The following is a 15,745-nucleotide window of genomic DNA, read 5'->3' as shown; positions in this document are numbered from 1 at the left end:
CCGAAGGGGGAACTTAAATTCGCTGCCCGACATGAGGACGGGTGGTACATCGAGTTTCCAATTTCTAGGGATCCCCCCGAAGGGGGAACTTTTTTACATATGGTAGTAATGACTTCTTCTACATTTGTAGTTTCCAATTTCTAGGGATCCCCCCGAAGGGGGAACCCGTTTAAAGTGTACCCTCAAAACGATACCCAGTGTTTCCAATTTCTAGGGATCCCCCCGAAGGGGGAACGGTTCGGCAGATTGCCGGGAAAACGATGTATTGGAACGTTTCCAATTTCTAGGGATCCCCCCGAAGGGGGAACGTGGCAATGCATATCCCCCCTGCCACTTAGGTCAAGTTTCCAATTTCTAGGGATCCCCCCGAAGGGGGAACGTTAATAATAACAGTTTCCTTCAGCTGAGATATTGGAGTTTCCAATTTCTAGGGATCCCCCCGAAGGGGGAACATCGGTAAGCCTTACAAAGACGTCGCCGATTATCCGTTTCCAATTTCTAGGGATCCCCCCGAAGGGGGAACTTTGAGATCGGAGCTTTGCTTATTAACACCACCGGCAGAGTGTGTTTCCAATTTCTAGGGATCCCCCCGAAGGGGGAACTCCAGCATGCACGCATCGACGGGGAGACCAATGAGAAGTTTCCAATTTCTAGGGATCCCCCCGAAGGGGGAACAAGGTGCTTTTGGAGCAAGCGAGGCGCTACGGTTTACTGTTTCCAATTTCTAGGGATCCCCCCGAAGGGGGAACATGGCCGTACAGGCCTGTGTTGTAGCCCAGAAGCAGTTTCCAATTTCTAGGGATCCCCCCGAAGGGGGAACGTCACTGGATTGTACTGGAACAGGGCTGGAACAGAGGTTTCCAATTTCTAGGGATCCCCCCGAAGGGGGAACCATGGGCTGTGCTCCATGCAGTCACAGAGGGTAAAAGTTTCCAATTTCTAGGGATTCCCCCGAAGGGGGAACTAGGAGGTTATCTATGCCCACCTTCATCAACCTAACCCCGTTTCCAATTTCTAGGGATCCCCCCGAAGGGGGAACACCTAGTCCCATACAAGTGGGAGTAGCTAGTTAAAGTTTCCAATTTCTAGGGATCCCCCCGAAGGGGGAACCAGAATGGGTGCTCTCCAAATTCTGTGAGTTAAGAAAGTTTCCAATTTCTAGGGATCCCCCCGAAGGGGGAACTCTACCCTTATTAAACCCAAGCGGGGCAAGGAATGCAAGGCCTATTTGCGAGGGGGTCGGTCGAAAACGGCAAAAAAGGGCCCCGAAGAGGGGGGGTGAGAGGCCTGAAAGCCTTGTGGCGCAAGGCATCGAGCGGGTCAACGAAAGAATCGGCCTTTGCGGGTTTTGGCGAGGCGCTCGCAGAGCTGCTGATACCGTTTTGGTGTGCTTTTGGCAACATGACCGGGGTTGGGATCCCTAGGGGCGAGGTGCCCTGTCCAGCGGGTTGTCTGCCAGCGGATCCCTGCCGGCAAAATGGTTTAATGGAAACTTAGCAACATTTTTGAGCAGCGGTTGCCCTCTATGGCCGAGACCTTCCTTTACAATGCCTTGCGTGCCGCCCTCGACGAAGAGATGGCCAGGGATCCCAATGTGTTTGTTCTGGGAGAGGATGTGGGCCACTACGGCGGCTCCTACAAAGTCACCAAAGACCTATATCGCAAATACGGGGAGATGCGCCTCCTGGATACCCCCATTTGCGAAAACAGCTTCACCGGCTTGGCCATCGGGGCAGCCATGACCGGCTTGCGGCCTGTGGTGGAAGGGATGAACATGGGCTTTTTGCTCCTGGCCTTTAACCAAATTGCCAACAATGCCGGCATGCTGCGCTACACGTCCGGCGGCAACTTCAAGATCCCGCTGGTGATCCGCGGGCCAGGCGGGGTGGGACGCCAATTGGGAGCCGAGCACTCGCAGCGGCTGGAGGCTTACTTTCAGGCAGTGCCGGGTCTGAAGATCGTCGCCTGTTCCACCCCTTACAACGCCAAGGGTCTGCTCAAGTCGGCCATCCGCGACGACAACCCCGTTCTCTTTTTCGAGCATGTGCTCCTCTACAACCTCAAAGAAGACCTGCCGGAGGAGGAGTACCTCTTGCCCCTGGACAAGGCGGAAGTTGTCCGCACGGGATCTGACGTTACCATCCTCACCTACTCGCGCATGCGCCACCACGTGCTTAAGGCCGTGGACACCCTGCTGGAGCAGGAGATCGATCCGGAAGTGATCGACTTGATCTCCCTCAAGCCCCTCGATATGGAGACGATTGCTGCTTCGGTGCGCAAAACCCACCGGGTGGTCATCGTGGAAGAAGACATGAAAACGGGCGGCATTGGGGCAGAGCTGACGGCCCGCATCATGGAAGAACTCTTCGACGAGCTGGACGCGCCCGTAGTGCGCCTGGCCTCCCAAGACATTCCCACCCCCTACAACGGCACGCTAGAAGCGGCCACCATTGTGCAGCCGGCAGATATTGTGGCAGCGGTGGAGCGGCTCCTCTACGGATGAGACTCTTGCCTGCTGGCAGGCAGTAGCCGGAGGGCGGGGAGTGCCTGCGCCCTTTTGCAAGATACCTATCCCAACCCCAAGGCGGTGTTGCTGGGGGAGAGCCGGTTCCAAATGCTGCCGGCCCGCTATCCCTAGGCGGCTCTGGAAGTGGGGAGGTGATCCTGAAAATCCTGCTGGTCGAACAGGTACACCGTGCGAATCGGGTAGGGAATGACCAATCCGGCCCGGTCACAGGCCTGCTTGAGGGCGATATCACCTGAGTGCGGACGCGGCGCACCTCCGCCTTGCGAGGCCGAGTCCAGTAGCGCACCACAAAATCGATGGAGCTGTCGCCAAAGCCGACGATGTCCAGCTCAAAGGGGGCTCCGCCAGCACTCCCTCCACGCCTTGCATCGCCTCCAGCAGCACCTCCAAGGCTTTGGGCAGGGGTGTGTTGTAGTCGAGGCCAATCTCCAGATCGGTGCGGCGAAAGGGGCGATCGGTTAAGACCGTGATCGGGCTGGTGGGGATCACCACCCGTTCTCCTTGGTAGGTGCGAATCTGGGTGGAGCGAATGCTGATTTCCTCAACTGTACCTTCAAAATCCCCGACGACAATCTGGTCATTGAGTTGAAAAGGCTCGTTCAAAAGCAGCAGCACGCCCGCCAGGAAGTTCTTGAAAATATCTTGAAAAGCAAAACCGATGGCCACCGACCCTAACCCCAACAGCCCGATCAGATCTCCCAGGCGCAGATCTGGGAAAGCCACCACGCTGGCTGCCAGGATCCCTGCCACCCAAGCACCCACTTGGCTGACTTGCACCAGCAGCATTTGTAGGGAAGGGCTGGGGATCCACCGGTTGGCTGCGGATCCCGCCAGGCGCCGCACGGCCCGAACGCCATCTCTAGAAGACTGCGGTTGATGGTTTGCAGTAGTTCGTTCATATCTTCACCCTTGCTACGCTATCGATCACGATGAACGCCAGAGAACGCCATTCGACTTCGGCGGGAACACTCGATCAGGACTCAGGGAGGCTCTCTGTGGGTTCCGCCTCAGCTGGTATCCGCCACGGCTTAGGTTCTGCTGTGCTTGCTACCCTGAAAGAGCCACTCTGCCGCAAGATAGGTTTCAGGGCCGCAGCATGGCCAACTACGACTGGATCGTCGTCGGCGGCGGGATCACGGGGGCAGCCTTGAGCTACGAGCTGGCCCGCCAGGGGGGATCCGTTCTCCTCGTTGAGAAGGAAGCGCTGCCGTCCAGTGCCACTCGCTACAGCTACGGTGGCCTGGCCCATTGGGCCGGGAAAACCCCCCTGCTCAAAGCCCTGGGGGAAGAAGGGATCCAGCGCTACCGCACCCTGTCAGAGGAGCTGGAGGCGGATCTTCAATTTCGCGAGCTGGATCTGCTCATGCCCGTTGCCCCTGGCTACAGGATGGAGGCAGTGGAAGCCGATCTGGCCGACTGTCGCATCCCACCGCAGCGAATTTCTGTAGAGGCGGCCTGTGAGCTAGAGCCGCTTTTAAACCCTGCCGCCCTCGAGGGTGTACTCTGGGCGCGGCATGGCCACATCCACCCCTGGTTGACGACGCTGGCTTTTCAGAAGGCTTTCCAACGCCTAGGGGGATCCCTCCTCTTGCAAACCGTAAGGGCCTTGCGGCGCCAGGGCCGGCGCATTACGGGCGTGGAGACGGATACCGACTTCTGCGGAGCGGCTCAGGTGGTGGTGTGCGCCGGCGGCTGGACACGGGCTTTGTTGCGCCAGGCCGGGATCTGGGCTCCTATCTACTTCACCCACGCCGAATCCCTGGAGCTGGATCCTGCGGAGGTGCGGTTGAGAGCCATCGTCATGGGCGCGCCCGTGCAGCGTTTGGAGCTGGAGCGGCAAGCTGGCCGCCCCGACCGGGATCCCCTCTGGGACCAGCCGGGACAGGAGCTCTGCCCGCCCATCCTGGATGTCGGGATCGTGCAGTTTCTCGACGGCAGCCTTCGCCTGGGGCAGATTAGTCGGGTGCTGACGGATCCCATGGCCGAGGTAGATGCCGCTGCCAGCGAAGCCCAGATCCGGGAACAGGCCGGTCGCTACCTGCCTCAGGTGGCCCGCCTGCCTGGGCGGTGGTATCACTGCTTGGTGGCCTTCAGCGCCGATCACCAGCCTTTGGTGGGATCCCTGCCCGGCTGGGAAGGGCTGCAGCTCTTCTCCGGCTTCAGCAGCCCTTTGGCCATCCTGCCGGCCCTGGCTCGCCGCTTTGCCCAGCAGGCCTATGGACAAGAGGATGAGTGGCTCCCCAGCCTCTCGCCAGCGCGCTTTGCTGGGCCCTCACCCCCTGCCCCGCTCCCTTAGGGAGAAGAGCCCCCCTAGTCTTCAGCCAGCGGTGCCTCCAGCAGGTCTTCCAGGTTGAGTTGCACCTGGCGCTGCAAGGCCTGAATAGCCTGATATTCCTGTTGAATGCTGGCCTGGTACTGGGCAGCCAGAGCGGTGTTGCCCTCGGAAAAGGCCTGATCCCAGAGCTGCGTCCAGTAGCGGTAGCGCTTCTGGCGAATTTCCAACTCCATGTTGGCCAAGGCAGCCCGCACCACCAGGCGCGGACGCATCAGGGCCAAGCGGGTATTTTCGTCCAGCCAGAGCAGGTGGCTGAGGCGCTCGTTGAGGTCCTCGTCTTGGGCGCAGAGGGTGCGCAGGGCGGTCAGGAGACCCTCCTCCTCGTCTTCCAGCTCCGGCTGGGCCGAGAGCAGCTCCAAGATCCGCTGCCACAGCTCCCGGTGGGGACGGAAGCTAAACTGCAGCTCCCGCTCCATCAAGGTTTGGCGGATCTCGCGGCGGTACTCGGCAAAGTGCAAAAAGATCTGCAGAAGGTGGGACTCCGATTGCAAAAGTTTGCATCCCTTGGGGGCAGCAAGTTGCCGGGGTTTGGACCAGCGGTACTGGCGCACGGCCCGGCGCAGGTCCTCTTCCAGATCGCGGCAGAGGCGAGCGTTGCCCCGGCTGAGCAATTCCGCCACTTTGTGGATGTACAGAGAGCGCCATTGCCCGCCCAAACCAGCCAGCAGTTGTACCAGCGCCTGATAGGCCTGTTGGAAATCGGCACCTTGAGCGAGATCCCGACCGGCCAGCACCTGGTCAATTTGCCAATCTAGCCACAGGGGAGCCTGAGCCAGCAGGGCCTCAAATGCGGAGACCGAGTGCTGCCGCAGGAACTCGTCGGCATCTTTCCCGGCAGGAAGGGTGAGGATGCGCAGCTCGATTTCCCCCCGCCGCGCCTGCTCTTCAATGGCCTCGATGGCCCGCTTGGCGGCATTCAACCCAGCGCGGTCGGCATCGAAGTTGAGAATCAGCCGCTTGGACTGGGTATAGCGCAGCAGAGTCTTGACCTGGTGCGGCGTCAAGGCTGTGCCCATCGCGGCTACGGCATAGGCGATGCCGGCTTGGTGCAGGGCGATGACATCGAAATAGCCTTCCACCACCAAGACTTGGTCGGCTTTGGCAATGGCCTCGCGGGCAAAGTTGAGACCATAGACCACCTGGCCCTTGTTGAAAAGTTCCGTTTCCGGGGAGTTGAGGTACTTGGGCTGCTCCTCTCCCAGGGCTCTGCCGGCAAAGCCAATGACCCGCCCCTGCAAATCGAAAATGGGCAGCATGATGCGGTTGCGGAAGCGGTCGTAATGGCCGGATCCCTGCTGGCGCGGCACCAGCAAGCCGGCTTCTTCTAGAAGTTTGACCGGCTGGCGCTTTTGGTTGACCAGGTACTCGTAGAGCGAGTGCCAGCCGGGGGGAGCAAAGCCGATTTGAAATTTTTGCAAGGTCTCTTCGCTCAGGCGGCGGCTGTGCAGGTACTGGCGGGCGGCGGATCCTATCTGGGAGCGGAGAGCATGCCGATAGAAATCGGCAGCCAGGGCCAAAATCTCCAGCAGCTTTTCCCGGTGGGAGAGTTGGCGCTCGTAGTCCTGGGAGAGGGATCCCTTGGGCTCCGGCACATGGTAGCGGCGGGCCAGGTGGCGCACCCCCTCGGCAAAGGAAAGGCCCTCTATCTGGCTGACAAAGCGGATGACATCTCCCCCCGCCCCGCAGGCAAAGCACTTGTAGATCTGCTTGCTGGGGCTGACCTGAAAGCTGGGCTTGTGGTCGTTGTGGAAAGGGCAGAGGCCGACGAAATTCTTGCCCTGCTTGCGCAACACCACCTTTTCGGCCACCACCTCGACGATGTCGGCCTTCTGGCGCACCAACTGGATGAACTCCGGCGGCAGACTGCTCATGGCCCTGGGGATCCTGCACCCTATGGTACCTGCAGGGGAGTTGACAGGCTGTCTTTTGACCTAACCTGACCTAGTGGAGATAATGGTCTAGCTTCAAAAGCTGGATTTTTCCATGAGCGGTTTTTTGCAGATTGTTGAGAGGAAAATGCGGATCATCAAGTTTTTCTTGCTCCTTTTGCTGGTCGGCGCCGCCGTCTTCTGGGGCCCGCAGGTGGCTTCTGCGGAACCGGATTTGGCTTTGGGTGCCAAGGTCTTTCAGGCCAAGTGTGTGGGCTGTCACTTGAACGGTCGCAACACTCTGGTGGCGGCGAAAAACCTTTCCCTGGCTGCCCTGCACGAGTACCACGTGGATACCCCTGAGCTGATCCAAGCCCAGGTGCGCAACGGCAAAGGGGCCATGCCCGCTTTTGGCAAGCTCCTCAAACCAGAAGAAATCGAAGCCGTGGCCGCCTATGTTCTCGACCGGGCTGAGCACAACTGGAGCAAAGGCTGATGGCTCAGGAGAGGACTCAAGATCTGACCTTGGCTCCGAAAAATTCTGTCGCCCCGGTGCCGCAGGAGCAGGGCTGTGGAGCACAGGGATCCCGCCGCAAAATCTTGTCGGTTGGTGTGGGGGCGCATGGTTTGGTGGCCGTCGGCATCTCCGCCCACGGGGTGGTGGCCATAGGCGTGGTGACCCACGGCATTCTCTCCATTGGCCTGGTGGCGATGGGCGCCCTCTCTTTTGGGCTGGTGTCGATGGGCCTGGCCAGCGCCGGCCTGGTGTCCATGGGCCTCTCCAGTTGGGGTCAGCACAGCATGAGCGTAACCGAATCCCACGGATCCCATCACCATCCATAGGTTTTGCCAGCCAGACCCTGCCTGGTTCTCTTTCCACCTAGCGTTGTTAAGGAGCGTTTGCAATGTTCAGTTTGCAAAGTTACTTGGCCTTGGCCAAGAAATCTCTGCTTGCGCTGGGGATGAGCGTTTTGCCCCTTGCTTCTGCTTGGGCCCATGTAACCGTCCATCCCAAAGAGGCCCCGGCGGGCAGCGTTGCCAAGCTCACCTTCCGCGTGCCCCATGGCTGCGATGGATCCCCCACCATTCGCCTGCGGGTGCAGATCCCGGAAGGGGCGACCTCGGTGAAGCCAATGGTGCATCCCCTGTGGAAAATTGAGACGGTGAAAAAGCCGCTGGACAAACCTTACGAGTCCCACGGGAAGATGATCACCGAAACGGTGGCCGAGGTGATCTGGAGCGGCGGCTCGCTGCCGGATGAGTTTATGGATGAGTTCAGTATTCTTCTCAGGTTGCCGGATCGCCCCGGCGAGACCCTCCCCATCCCGGTTATCCAGGAATGTGAGCAAGGCATGTACCGCTGGATCCAGGTGGCGCAGCCGGGGGAGGATCCCCATAGCTTGCCGGAGCCAGCACCCCTGCTGAAGCTGACGGGCAAAGGAGAGACCCACGGCCACGGGCATGGACACAGCCACGGGCATGGCGCTCGCTAGCCGGGTTTGCCGTTGGGATGATGTCTATCCTCTTCTGGATTCGGGTGGGTCTCTTGTGCGCCCTGCTGTGGGTGGGCGGGATCCGACCCGTTTTTGCCCACGCCAGCTTGCTCTCCACCTTTCCCGAAGATGGGGCGATGCTGCAGGAAGCCCCGGCGCAGGTGCGGCTGGTCTTCAATGAACCCGTGCAGCTCACGCAGCTCCAGGTGCTGGACAGCAACGGCCAGGTGCTGCCCCTGGAAAACTTGGTTAGCAGCGGCAACGCGCCCCAGGGAGATTTGCCTGCGGAGATGCCGGAGGGGGTTTACATCGTCAGTTGGCGGGCCATCTCTGCCGACTCTCATCCGGTAGGGGGCTCGTTTGTCTTCCTGGTGGGGGCGGCGGATCCGGAGCTGTTGCGAGCGGCGAGGGCAGCCCAAGCGGGGGATCCCTTCTATTGGCCGCTGGTGGGGGTGCGCTGGGGGATCTACCTGGGCAGCCTGTTTGTTGTCGGCGTGCTGGGCTGGTGGCGGCTGGTGCGGGGGCGGTCGGGCACTGCCGATGAAATAGAGCTCTCTGCTGAGGCCTGGGCTTTTGCTGCCGCCTGGCTCACCCTCAGCCTGACGCTGGTGGCTTTGGGTTTGCATTTGGCCCAGCTCTACCCCCACTTTGCCGGGCCAGAGCTGCTGAGCGTGCTCATCTCTCCCTACGGATGGGGCACAGGGCTGCGGCTGGTGGGGCTGGGGATCCTGATCTGGGCCTGCGAGGGCGGGCCCCGCTGGGCCAACGGCCTGGGGTCGGTGGCGGTGATAGGGTCGTTTTTGCCCATCGGCCATGCCCTCACCAGCGAGTATCCAGCAGGGACGATGGCCCTCTTGGGGCTGCACCTGGCCGGCTCGGCTTTTTGGTTGGGGGGGCTGTGGGGGGTGGAGCGCCTGTTGAGCCGATTGCGCCAGCGGGACGGAGTCCTTGAATGGACTTCCCAATCGGCAGGTGTCATCCAACGATTTTCCGATGTGGCCACCTGGGCTGTGCCGGGGCTGGTGCTGGCGGGAGTGGGGATGGGCGGGATCCACCGCGGCTGGGACTGGGAGCACCCCTACGGGCAGTACCTCTGGGCGAAGCTGTTGCTGGTGCTGATGATCGTGGGTTTGGGCGCCCACAACAAGTTGCGGCTGCTGCCGGCGTTGCGAGAGGGGGTTTGGTCGGCGGGCCGATCCCTGCGCCAAATTGTCCGCCTGGAGTTGGTGGGGCTAGTTCTGGTGCTGGCCTTGACCAGCTTTCTGGTGGCCCAAGCCCCTCCTGGCCAAGGAGCGGGACCGGCTTGCCAAGAGACATTGAGCTGTCCGGAAGGCAGCCTCCGCCTGCAGATCCTGCCCTGCCGCCCTGGCAACAACCGCATCCAAGTGGAAGTTAAGGGGATCCCCGCCCAGGAGCTGAGCCTGGAGTTTGACCTCCCCGCACGTGGGATCCCGCCTCTGCGCCGCCAGGCGCTGCCAAGAGAACCTGGCCAGTTTGAGGTGGAAGATGTCCTCTTGCCCTTAGCGGGAGAATGGCAGCTCAAGGTAAGGCTGCTGGTGAGCGACTTCGAGGAGCGACGGGAGCAAGTTAGGCTCAGGGTAGAGGATCGCTAAGAGCTGCCTAGGGAGTGAGTCTCTTCTTCCCAAAGGCGACCCTCGTATCCTTGCAACTGGAGAGCAGTTTGGAAGTCCTGACAGGCTCCTTGCCAGTCACCAACGGCAGCGCGGGCTAGGGCACGGTTGCAGTGGGCTTTGATGTGGCTGGGATCCCGTTCGAGAACCTGCGTGTAGTCGCGGATAGCTGCCGCAAAATCTCCCTGTTGGGCGTAGGCCCAGCCGCGGTTGTTCAAGGCCCAGAGGCGCGTCTGCGGATCTGGCTCCAGTTGCAGGAGCTGGGTGTAATCGGCCAGGGCCCTCTCTATTTCCCCCGCCTGATCCCAAAGGAGAGCCCGCCAGAGGAGGGCGTGGCGCTCCTGCGGGTTCAAGGCCAGGACCTGGGTGTAGTCGGCAATGGCCTGCTGCAGCCGGTTGGCCTGGCGGTGGAGATCCCCCCGCTGCCGGTAGGCCAGCGCCGCATCCGCCAGCCCCCAGTCGCGGTTGCAGCCTATGGCCCGGTCGAGATCAGCCAACGCTGCCTCCTCGTCTCCCAAGACTAGGTGTACCGCTGCCCGCAGGGCAAATCCCTGGGAAGCCTGCGGCTGCTCTTGGATCAAGGCCGTGAAATCGGCCAGCGCTCCCTGCCAGTCTTCCAGCCGCTGCCGCGCCATGCCCCGGTACAAGTGGATACGAGCCATCAGATCCAGCCCATGGGGGCCCCCCGGCTGGCCTGCCCACTGCAGCGCCTGGGAGAAATCCTCACAGGCTGCTGCCCAATCTTCTTGCTCAAAGTAGATCTGGCCGCGGTCGAAGTAGAGCTGCGGGTTGCGGGGATCCCGCTCCAGGGCAGCCGTGTAGTCCTGCAGGGCCGCCAAGGGATCCCCCAAAAGCCGGTGAACCTGCCCGCGGCTGCTGCGGGCGCCGACATCGCTGGCATCTAAAGCAATGGCCTGATTCAAGTCTGCCAGAGCCGCTTCCAGGTGACCCAGCTCCAGATGGGCAATCCCACGCTTGAGGTAGGCCTTGGCCAGCCGGGGATCCAACTCCAGGGCGCGGTTGAAGTCGGCCAAAGCGCCTGCCGGATCCCCCAACCCCTGGCGGGCCAGCCCCCGGTAGAAATGGGCTAGCGCCAGGGCAGGATTAAGGCGGAGCGCCTGTTCGCAGTCAGCCAGCGCTGCCTCCAGGGCGTTGCTGCCCAGGTAGGCTATAGCCCGCTGCAGATAGAGCTCCGCCTGCGCTGCCACCCCCGCCTCAGAGGCCCCAGCAGGCTGCAGCGCAATGGCTTGGGAAAAATCCTCGATGGCCCCCTGGGACTCCCCCAAAGCTTGGCGGGCCAGGCCGCGGTGGTAGTAGGCCTTAGAGTGGGCGGGATCCCGCTGCAGCGCCTGGGTGTAGTCTTCAATCGCTCCCTGAAAGTCCAGCAACTGCGCCCGCGCCACGCCCCGGTTGAAATAGGCTTCCACATCCTGGGGATCTCGTTGGATGACCTCGGAAAAATCGGCCACGGCCCCTTGCGCATCTCCCAGATGGCCGCGCACCACGCCGCGGTTGAAATAAGCCCGTACTTCCTCGGGGTTGAGCTCAAGGGCGCGGGAATAGTCCTCGATGGCCTTTTGGTTTTGCTCGAGCTGGCGGTAGGCGTTGCCGCGGTTGTAGTAGGCCACGGCCCAGCTGGGGTTGAGGTGGAGGGCGTGGGTGTAATCGGCAACTGCCCCCTCATAGTCCCCCAGTCGGTAGCGGGCGATGCCGCGGTTGACATAGGCACGGGCGTCTCCTGTCAGTTGAATGGCCTGGGTGAAATCCTCCACAGCCCCTGCCCAGTCGCCACTTTTGTAGCGGACGCTGCCCCGCTGGCTGTGGGCGCGGCCATTCTGGGGATCCAGTTGAATGGCCAGGGTGTAGTCGGCAATTGCTCCCTGCAGATCCCCTTGGCGAGCTTTTTCCTGGCCGCGGGTTACCAAGCGCATCGCCAAGAGTTGATCCACCGAAAGCTGGGAAAGAGCAGGCGCTACACCTTCGGGGGGGGTAGGCAGGAGAGGCCGCAGCGCCTCCATCACCTCAGCCGCCGACTGGAAGCGCTCCTGCCAGCGGGGACAGATCATGCGATCTACAATCTCGGCCAGCTCCTTGCTAACTGGCACCAGATCCCGCCAAAGCAGCTGGCCGGTGCGGGGATCGTCCCGGATCTTGGTGGGGGGACGGCCAGTCAACGCTTGGATGGCCAGCACCCCCACCGAGTAGATATCGCTGCAGGGTTGGGGCTTGCCGCCAAGCTGTTCTGGGGCTATGTAGCCCACCGAGCCGATTACCGTCGCCACCTGGGTTTGACCGGGGGCGTGGCTAACCAATCTCCCCACCTCCTTCACCGCCCCAAAGTCAATCAACACCAACTTGCCGTCGAAGTCGCGGCGCATCAGGTTGGCCGGCTTGATGTCCCGGTGCAGGATCTGGTGGGCGTGGACATGGCGCAGGATCTCGAGAACTTCCCACAGGAGTTGCACGACCTCTGGCTCGCTGAGCGGCTTGCCGTCTACCAGCTCGTGGGTGAGGTCGTGCCCGGCAATGAACTCCTCGACTAAATAGAACTCCTGATCCTGCTCGAAGTGGGCCAAGAGGCGAGGTACCCGGTCGTAGTTGTTGAGCCGGTTGAGAACCTTGGCCTCCCGTTCCAACAGCTTGCGCGCCGTGGCCAGGGTGTAGGGATCCGTCGAGAGCGGGCGCAGGCGCTTGACCACGCAGGGAGTGTTGAAAGTGTCGCGATCCACCGCCTTGTAGGTAACCCCAAACCCTCCTTGCCCCAGAAGGCCGAGGATTTCGTAGCGTCCCCGCAGAATGGCTCCCGGCTTAACCTTGTCGTCCATGGCCAAGCTTGCCCTGCAGTGATCTTGGTCACGGCAAGCTGGCTCGATTCTGCCATAGGCTGGCCTCCTGCAGCGAGCTTGGTCTTAGTCCTGCACGTACTCTTCGCCAGAGAGCAGGGCCGCCTCTGCCTTCTGAAACTCCCGCCCCAGGTAGGCGGCGTGGCTGAGCTGAGAGACGACCTTTTCGCTTTCTTTTTCAAAAATCTGGACGCACAACTCTTTGGCCGTCCGGCCAACGTACACCCGCTGCGGGGAGCGATTGACCGGCCCCCGCGCGGGGATCACCGCTCCAGTCTCCGGGTCGGTGGCCAGCCCCCGCTCGTTGATCACAGTGCTGTAGTACTTAGCGCAAATGAGCTGCTGCTGCCGATCCACATAGATGACAAAGTAGCCTGCCGGGTCTAGCTCCAGGGATCGGCGGGAAAGCTGGTCATCGATGCGGCGCACCTGCTCCTGCAGAGACTCAGAGGAAAAAGACGGCATGGTAAAGTCAAAACGGGTGCCAAAAACGTAGCCAAGACTACCTCCATTATCCCCATTGTGGCCGAGGAATGGGATCCCTAGCGAGGGAATTGCGACAGAAAAAATCCCCTTATTTACCCGTGTTTTAAGGGATTGGCGGCGGCTTGAGGCCCTGGCAAGTTCAGTGGAAAGGCGGATGCTTGCAATTGGGAGCTGAAATTACGGTGGAAGCGGTGAGCTAGGAGTAGTCTCTACCAAGATGCAATCCGCCCAAGCTGAGAGGCCCGTGAGGGTTGGGATCCCTGAGATAGCACCTTTTGGAGAGCAGGAGCCGGCGGGCCATCTCCTCATCGTGGACGATCAGCCCCACAGTCGCCTGTTGCTGGGGGATCTGTTGGAGAGCATTGGTTATCGCGTCAGCGAGGCGGAAAACGGCCAGCAAGCCCTGCAGATGCTGCCAAGCTTGCAGCCGGATCTGGTCCTGTTGGATGTGATGATGCCGGGGTTGGACGGATTCGAGGTCTGTCGGCGCATCAAGGCTGATGAAGAGACACGCCTGATCCCGGTGGTGTTGATTGCAGCGGCCAGCGACCGCAAAAATCGCCTGCGCGGGATTGAGGCGGGGGCAGACGACTTCTTGAGCAAGCCCTTTGACGAGTCCGAGTTGCTGGCGCGGGTGCGCTCCCTCGTTCGCCAGAAGCATCTCAATGAAGACTTGGATCATGCCGCCCAGGTTTTATTTGCCATTGCCCGCAGTGTAGAAAGCCGGGATCCGACCACCGGGGATCACTGCGAGCGGCTGGCAGCCCTGGCCAAGAGCTTTGGCGAGTTTCTCCAGCTACCCCGTCCCCTGATCAAGGTGCTGACCTGGGGAGGTTACCTGCACGACATCGGCAAAGTGGGCATACCCGACGCCATCTTGGGCAAAACGGGCAAGCACACGCCGGAAGAGTGGGAGGTGATGAAATCCCACGTCCTAATTGGAGAGGAAATCTGCCGCCCCTTGCGCACCATGAGGGATGTGCTGCCCCTTATCCGCCACCACCACGAGCGCTGGGACGGCAGCGGCTATCCCGACGGCCTCAAGGGAGAAGCAATCCCCCTGGTGGCCCGCGTCTTTCAGATTGTCGACATCTACGACGCCCTTACCTCGGAGCGGCCCTACAAGCGAGCCTTCACTGTCCAGGAGGCCATGGACATCCTGCGGCAAGAAACGACCAAGGGCTGGCGGGATCCCTACTTGGTGGAGCGTTTCTTTGAGTTTCTCAGGTCGCGGCTGCCCCATTTGGAGTAGACTGGACTAGTTCCCGTGCTTCAGCGAGATGGCGTCTTTTGGCAGGGGCAGATCCGCTACGTCGCTGTGTCGGCTGTCGCCAACTGTTTCCCCGCTCCCAGTTGTGGCGGCTGGTTAGGCAATACGACACTCACCAGGTGCTTTTGGATCAGGGCATGGGGCGTTCTGCCTACCTCTGTCGCCGCCTCGAATGTCTGCGGGCGGCCCGGCGTAAGCACCAGATGAGCAGAGCCCTCAAGGCAGCAGTGCCCGACTCGCTGTGGCAACTGCTGGAGCAGCAACTGCTGCGCGATTCTGAGGCCCAGAGCCCCCCGGAAACATCAGCCCCGGGGGCAAGCGCTTTAGACAAAACCTAGGCAGCTCCAGAATTGGCCAAGTTAAGATATTGAAACACCTTTTCAGGTTCATCCAGTCGCGAACTACACGGCAGCCCCTCTCAACTGTCAGAATGAGGACTGGCTGCGGCCAACCTGTATGAGCCGCAGAAAGGTTATTCTAAAAAGCACTGTTGATGTTGGTTTCTTCCCCGGTTGTCCTAGCTTTATGTCCCCTGCGGATGTTTCCAAAGTAGCTTCGGACTTGGATTCCCTCCAGTCCGCGCTCTTGGAGGATCGCCGAGATGCTCTCGCTGTGCCGAAGGAAGTGGCCACACACCCAACAGGTTCAGTCCCATCTGGCGATTTGGATCGTATTAACTTGGGTTGTAAAACTGACAAGGAGCAAGGAGCAGAGGCTAGCAGACGAATGACCGATAAAGTCCGACTTTACGAGATTGCCCGCGAAATGGGATGTGACAATCGCGAGGTGCTGGAGGTTTGTGAGCAGTTGGGGATCCCTTTCAAAAGCCATAGCAGCACCATTTCTCCAGAGCAAGCCGAGTTGGTGCGCAGCAAACTGAGTGAACCTCGCGTTGTGAAACCGACTCGTCCCCGGCTCCGGCCCAAGCTGCAACCTGAGAGCTCTCAACCGCAGCCTCCCGTCGAAGCCAAAGCAAGTGAGCGCCCTCAGCACATTGTCGGCATTCGCCGGCCCGCTCCTGCTCAGCAGCAAGCTGCTGCTGGTGAGGCCAGTTCTTCCAAGCCTTCGCCGCAGCGACCCGACCAGCTCTCCTCTGAAAAAGGGGCTGCCGGTGGCAGCCTCGAATTGATAGGCCCGCCGCGGCGGCAAGTCGATCCGCCTGCGCGCCCGGCTGCCCAGGAGCCGCAGCCGGCAGCTGCTTCTACTCGCCCTGAGGCTGCCGCCACAGCCGGCCGCCCCGAGCCTAGCCCTGCCCCGGCGGCCAAGCGGCCGCCAGTGCTGCCCCCCCGGGG

13 protein-coding genes and 1 CRISPR repeat array (1 of these 14 cut by a window edge) are annotated in these 15,745 nt (G+C 61.1%); of the genes, 9 read left to right on the top strand and 4 right to left on the bottom strand.

Features of this window, described 5'->3' with window-relative positions:
• A CRISPR array of direct repeats spans positions 1 to 1,183; the repeat unit is 36 nt; unit sequence GTTTCCAATTTCTAGGGATCCCCCCGAAGGGGGAAC; it reaches 249 nt to the left of the window's first position.
• Positions 1,184 to 1,525: 342 nt separating this feature from the next.
• Positions 1,526 to 2,503 (top strand): alpha-ketoacid dehydrogenase subunit beta, encoded by a 978-nt coding sequence (locus NW848_RS16675; protein WP_011431127.1) that lies wholly within the window; start codon positions 1,526 to 1,528, stop codon positions 2,501 to 2,503.
• Positions 2,504 to 2,755: 252 nt separating this feature from the next.
• On the opposite strand, the gene NW848_RS16670 is transcribed toward NW848_RS16675, so the two are convergent.
• Positions 2,756 to 3,370 (bottom strand): mechanosensitive ion channel domain-containing protein, encoded by a 615-nt coding sequence (locus NW848_RS16670; protein ID WP_049749784.1) that lies wholly within the window; start codon positions 3,368 to 3,370, stop codon positions 2,756 to 2,758.
• Positions 3,371 to 3,623: 253 nt separating this feature from the next.
• On the opposite strand from NW848_RS16670, the gene NW848_RS16665 reads away from it, so the two are divergent.
• Positions 3,624 to 4,823: an NAD(P)/FAD-dependent oxidoreductase gene (locus NW848_RS16665; protein ID WP_099812872.1), complete on the top strand. Its 1,200-nt coding sequence runs from the start codon at positions 3,624 to 3,626 to the stop codon at positions 4,821 to 4,823.
• A gap of 14 nt (positions 4,824 to 4,837) precedes the next feature.
• Here NW848_RS16665 and dnaG read toward each other — a convergent pair whose 3' ends face one another.
• Complete coding sequence (dnaG, locus tag NW848_RS16660) at positions 4,838 to 6,733, bottom strand: DNA primase (RefSeq protein ID WP_414508900.1); 1,896 nt, start codon at positions 6,731 to 6,733, stop codon at positions 4,838 to 4,840.
• A gap of 145 nt (positions 6,734 to 6,878) precedes the next feature.
• On the opposite strand from dnaG, the gene NW848_RS16655 reads away from it, so the two are divergent.
• The 4 genes from NW848_RS16655 (at position 6,879) to NW848_RS16640 (ending at position 9,836) form a co-directional block, all read left to right on the top strand.
• On the top strand, positions 6,879 to 7,226 hold the full coding sequence (locus tag NW848_RS16655; RefSeq protein ID WP_011431130.1) for a c-type cytochrome: 348 nt from the start codon (positions 6,879 to 6,881) through the stop codon (positions 7,224 to 7,226).
• Positions 7,226 to 7,573, top strand: a complete 348-nt coding sequence (locus tag NW848_RS16650; protein WP_099812870.1) for a hypothetical protein — start codon at positions 7,226 to 7,228, stop codon at positions 7,571 to 7,573. The genes NW848_RS16655 and NW848_RS16650 overlap by 1 nt, the downstream gene beginning before the upstream one ends.
• Before the next feature lie 62 nt (positions 7,574 to 7,635).
• Positions 7,636 to 8,223: a YcnI family protein gene (locus tag NW848_RS16645; RefSeq protein ID WP_099812869.1), complete on the top strand. Its 588-nt coding sequence runs from the start codon at positions 7,636 to 7,638 to the stop codon at positions 8,221 to 8,223.
• A gap of 17 nt (positions 8,224 to 8,240) precedes the next feature.
• Positions 8,241 to 9,836 (top strand): copper resistance CopC/CopD family protein, encoded by a 1,596-nt coding sequence (locus NW848_RS16640; protein ID WP_414402688.1) that lies wholly within the window; start codon positions 8,241 to 8,243, stop codon positions 9,834 to 9,836.
• Here the strand turns inward: NW848_RS16640 and NW848_RS16635 are convergent.
• On the bottom strand, positions 9,833 to 12,679 hold the full coding sequence (locus NW848_RS16635; RefSeq protein ID WP_414402687.1) for a tetratricopeptide repeat protein: 2,847 nt from the start codon (positions 12,677 to 12,679) through the stop codon (positions 9,833 to 9,835). The two genes, NW848_RS16640 and NW848_RS16635, sit on opposite strands and share 4 nt — an antisense overlap.
• Positions 12,680 to 12,763: 84 nt before the next feature.
• On the bottom strand, positions 12,764 to 13,162 hold the full coding sequence (locus NW848_RS16630; RefSeq protein WP_099812866.1) for a DUF4346 domain-containing protein: 399 nt from the start codon (positions 13,160 to 13,162) through the stop codon (positions 12,764 to 12,766).
• Between the two features lie 238 nt (positions 13,163 to 13,400).
• Here NW848_RS16630 and NW848_RS16625 point away from each other — a divergent pair, with 238 nt between their 5' ends.
• The 3 genes from NW848_RS16625 to NW848_RS16615 form a co-directional block, all read left to right on the top strand.
• On the top strand, positions 13,401 to 14,435 hold the full coding sequence (locus NW848_RS16625; RefSeq protein ID WP_099812865.1) for an HD-GYP domain-containing protein: 1,035 nt from the start codon (positions 13,401 to 13,403) through the stop codon (positions 14,433 to 14,435).
• A gap of 38 nt (positions 14,436 to 14,473) precedes the next feature.
• Complete coding sequence (locus NW848_RS16620) at positions 14,474 to 14,791, top strand: YlxR family protein (protein WP_099812864.1); 318 nt, start codon at positions 14,474 to 14,476, stop codon at positions 14,789 to 14,791.
• 388 nt (positions 14,792 to 15,179) lie between these two features.
• The coding region (locus NW848_RS16615; protein WP_414511368.1) for a translation initiation factor IF-2 N-terminal domain-containing protein at positions 15,180 to 15,745 on the top strand (566 nt) is incomplete at its 3' end.

This window comes from Synechococcus sp. RC10A2, from assembly GCF_047502605.1.
This window is presented reverse-complemented; position numbering and strand designations above follow the sequence as displayed.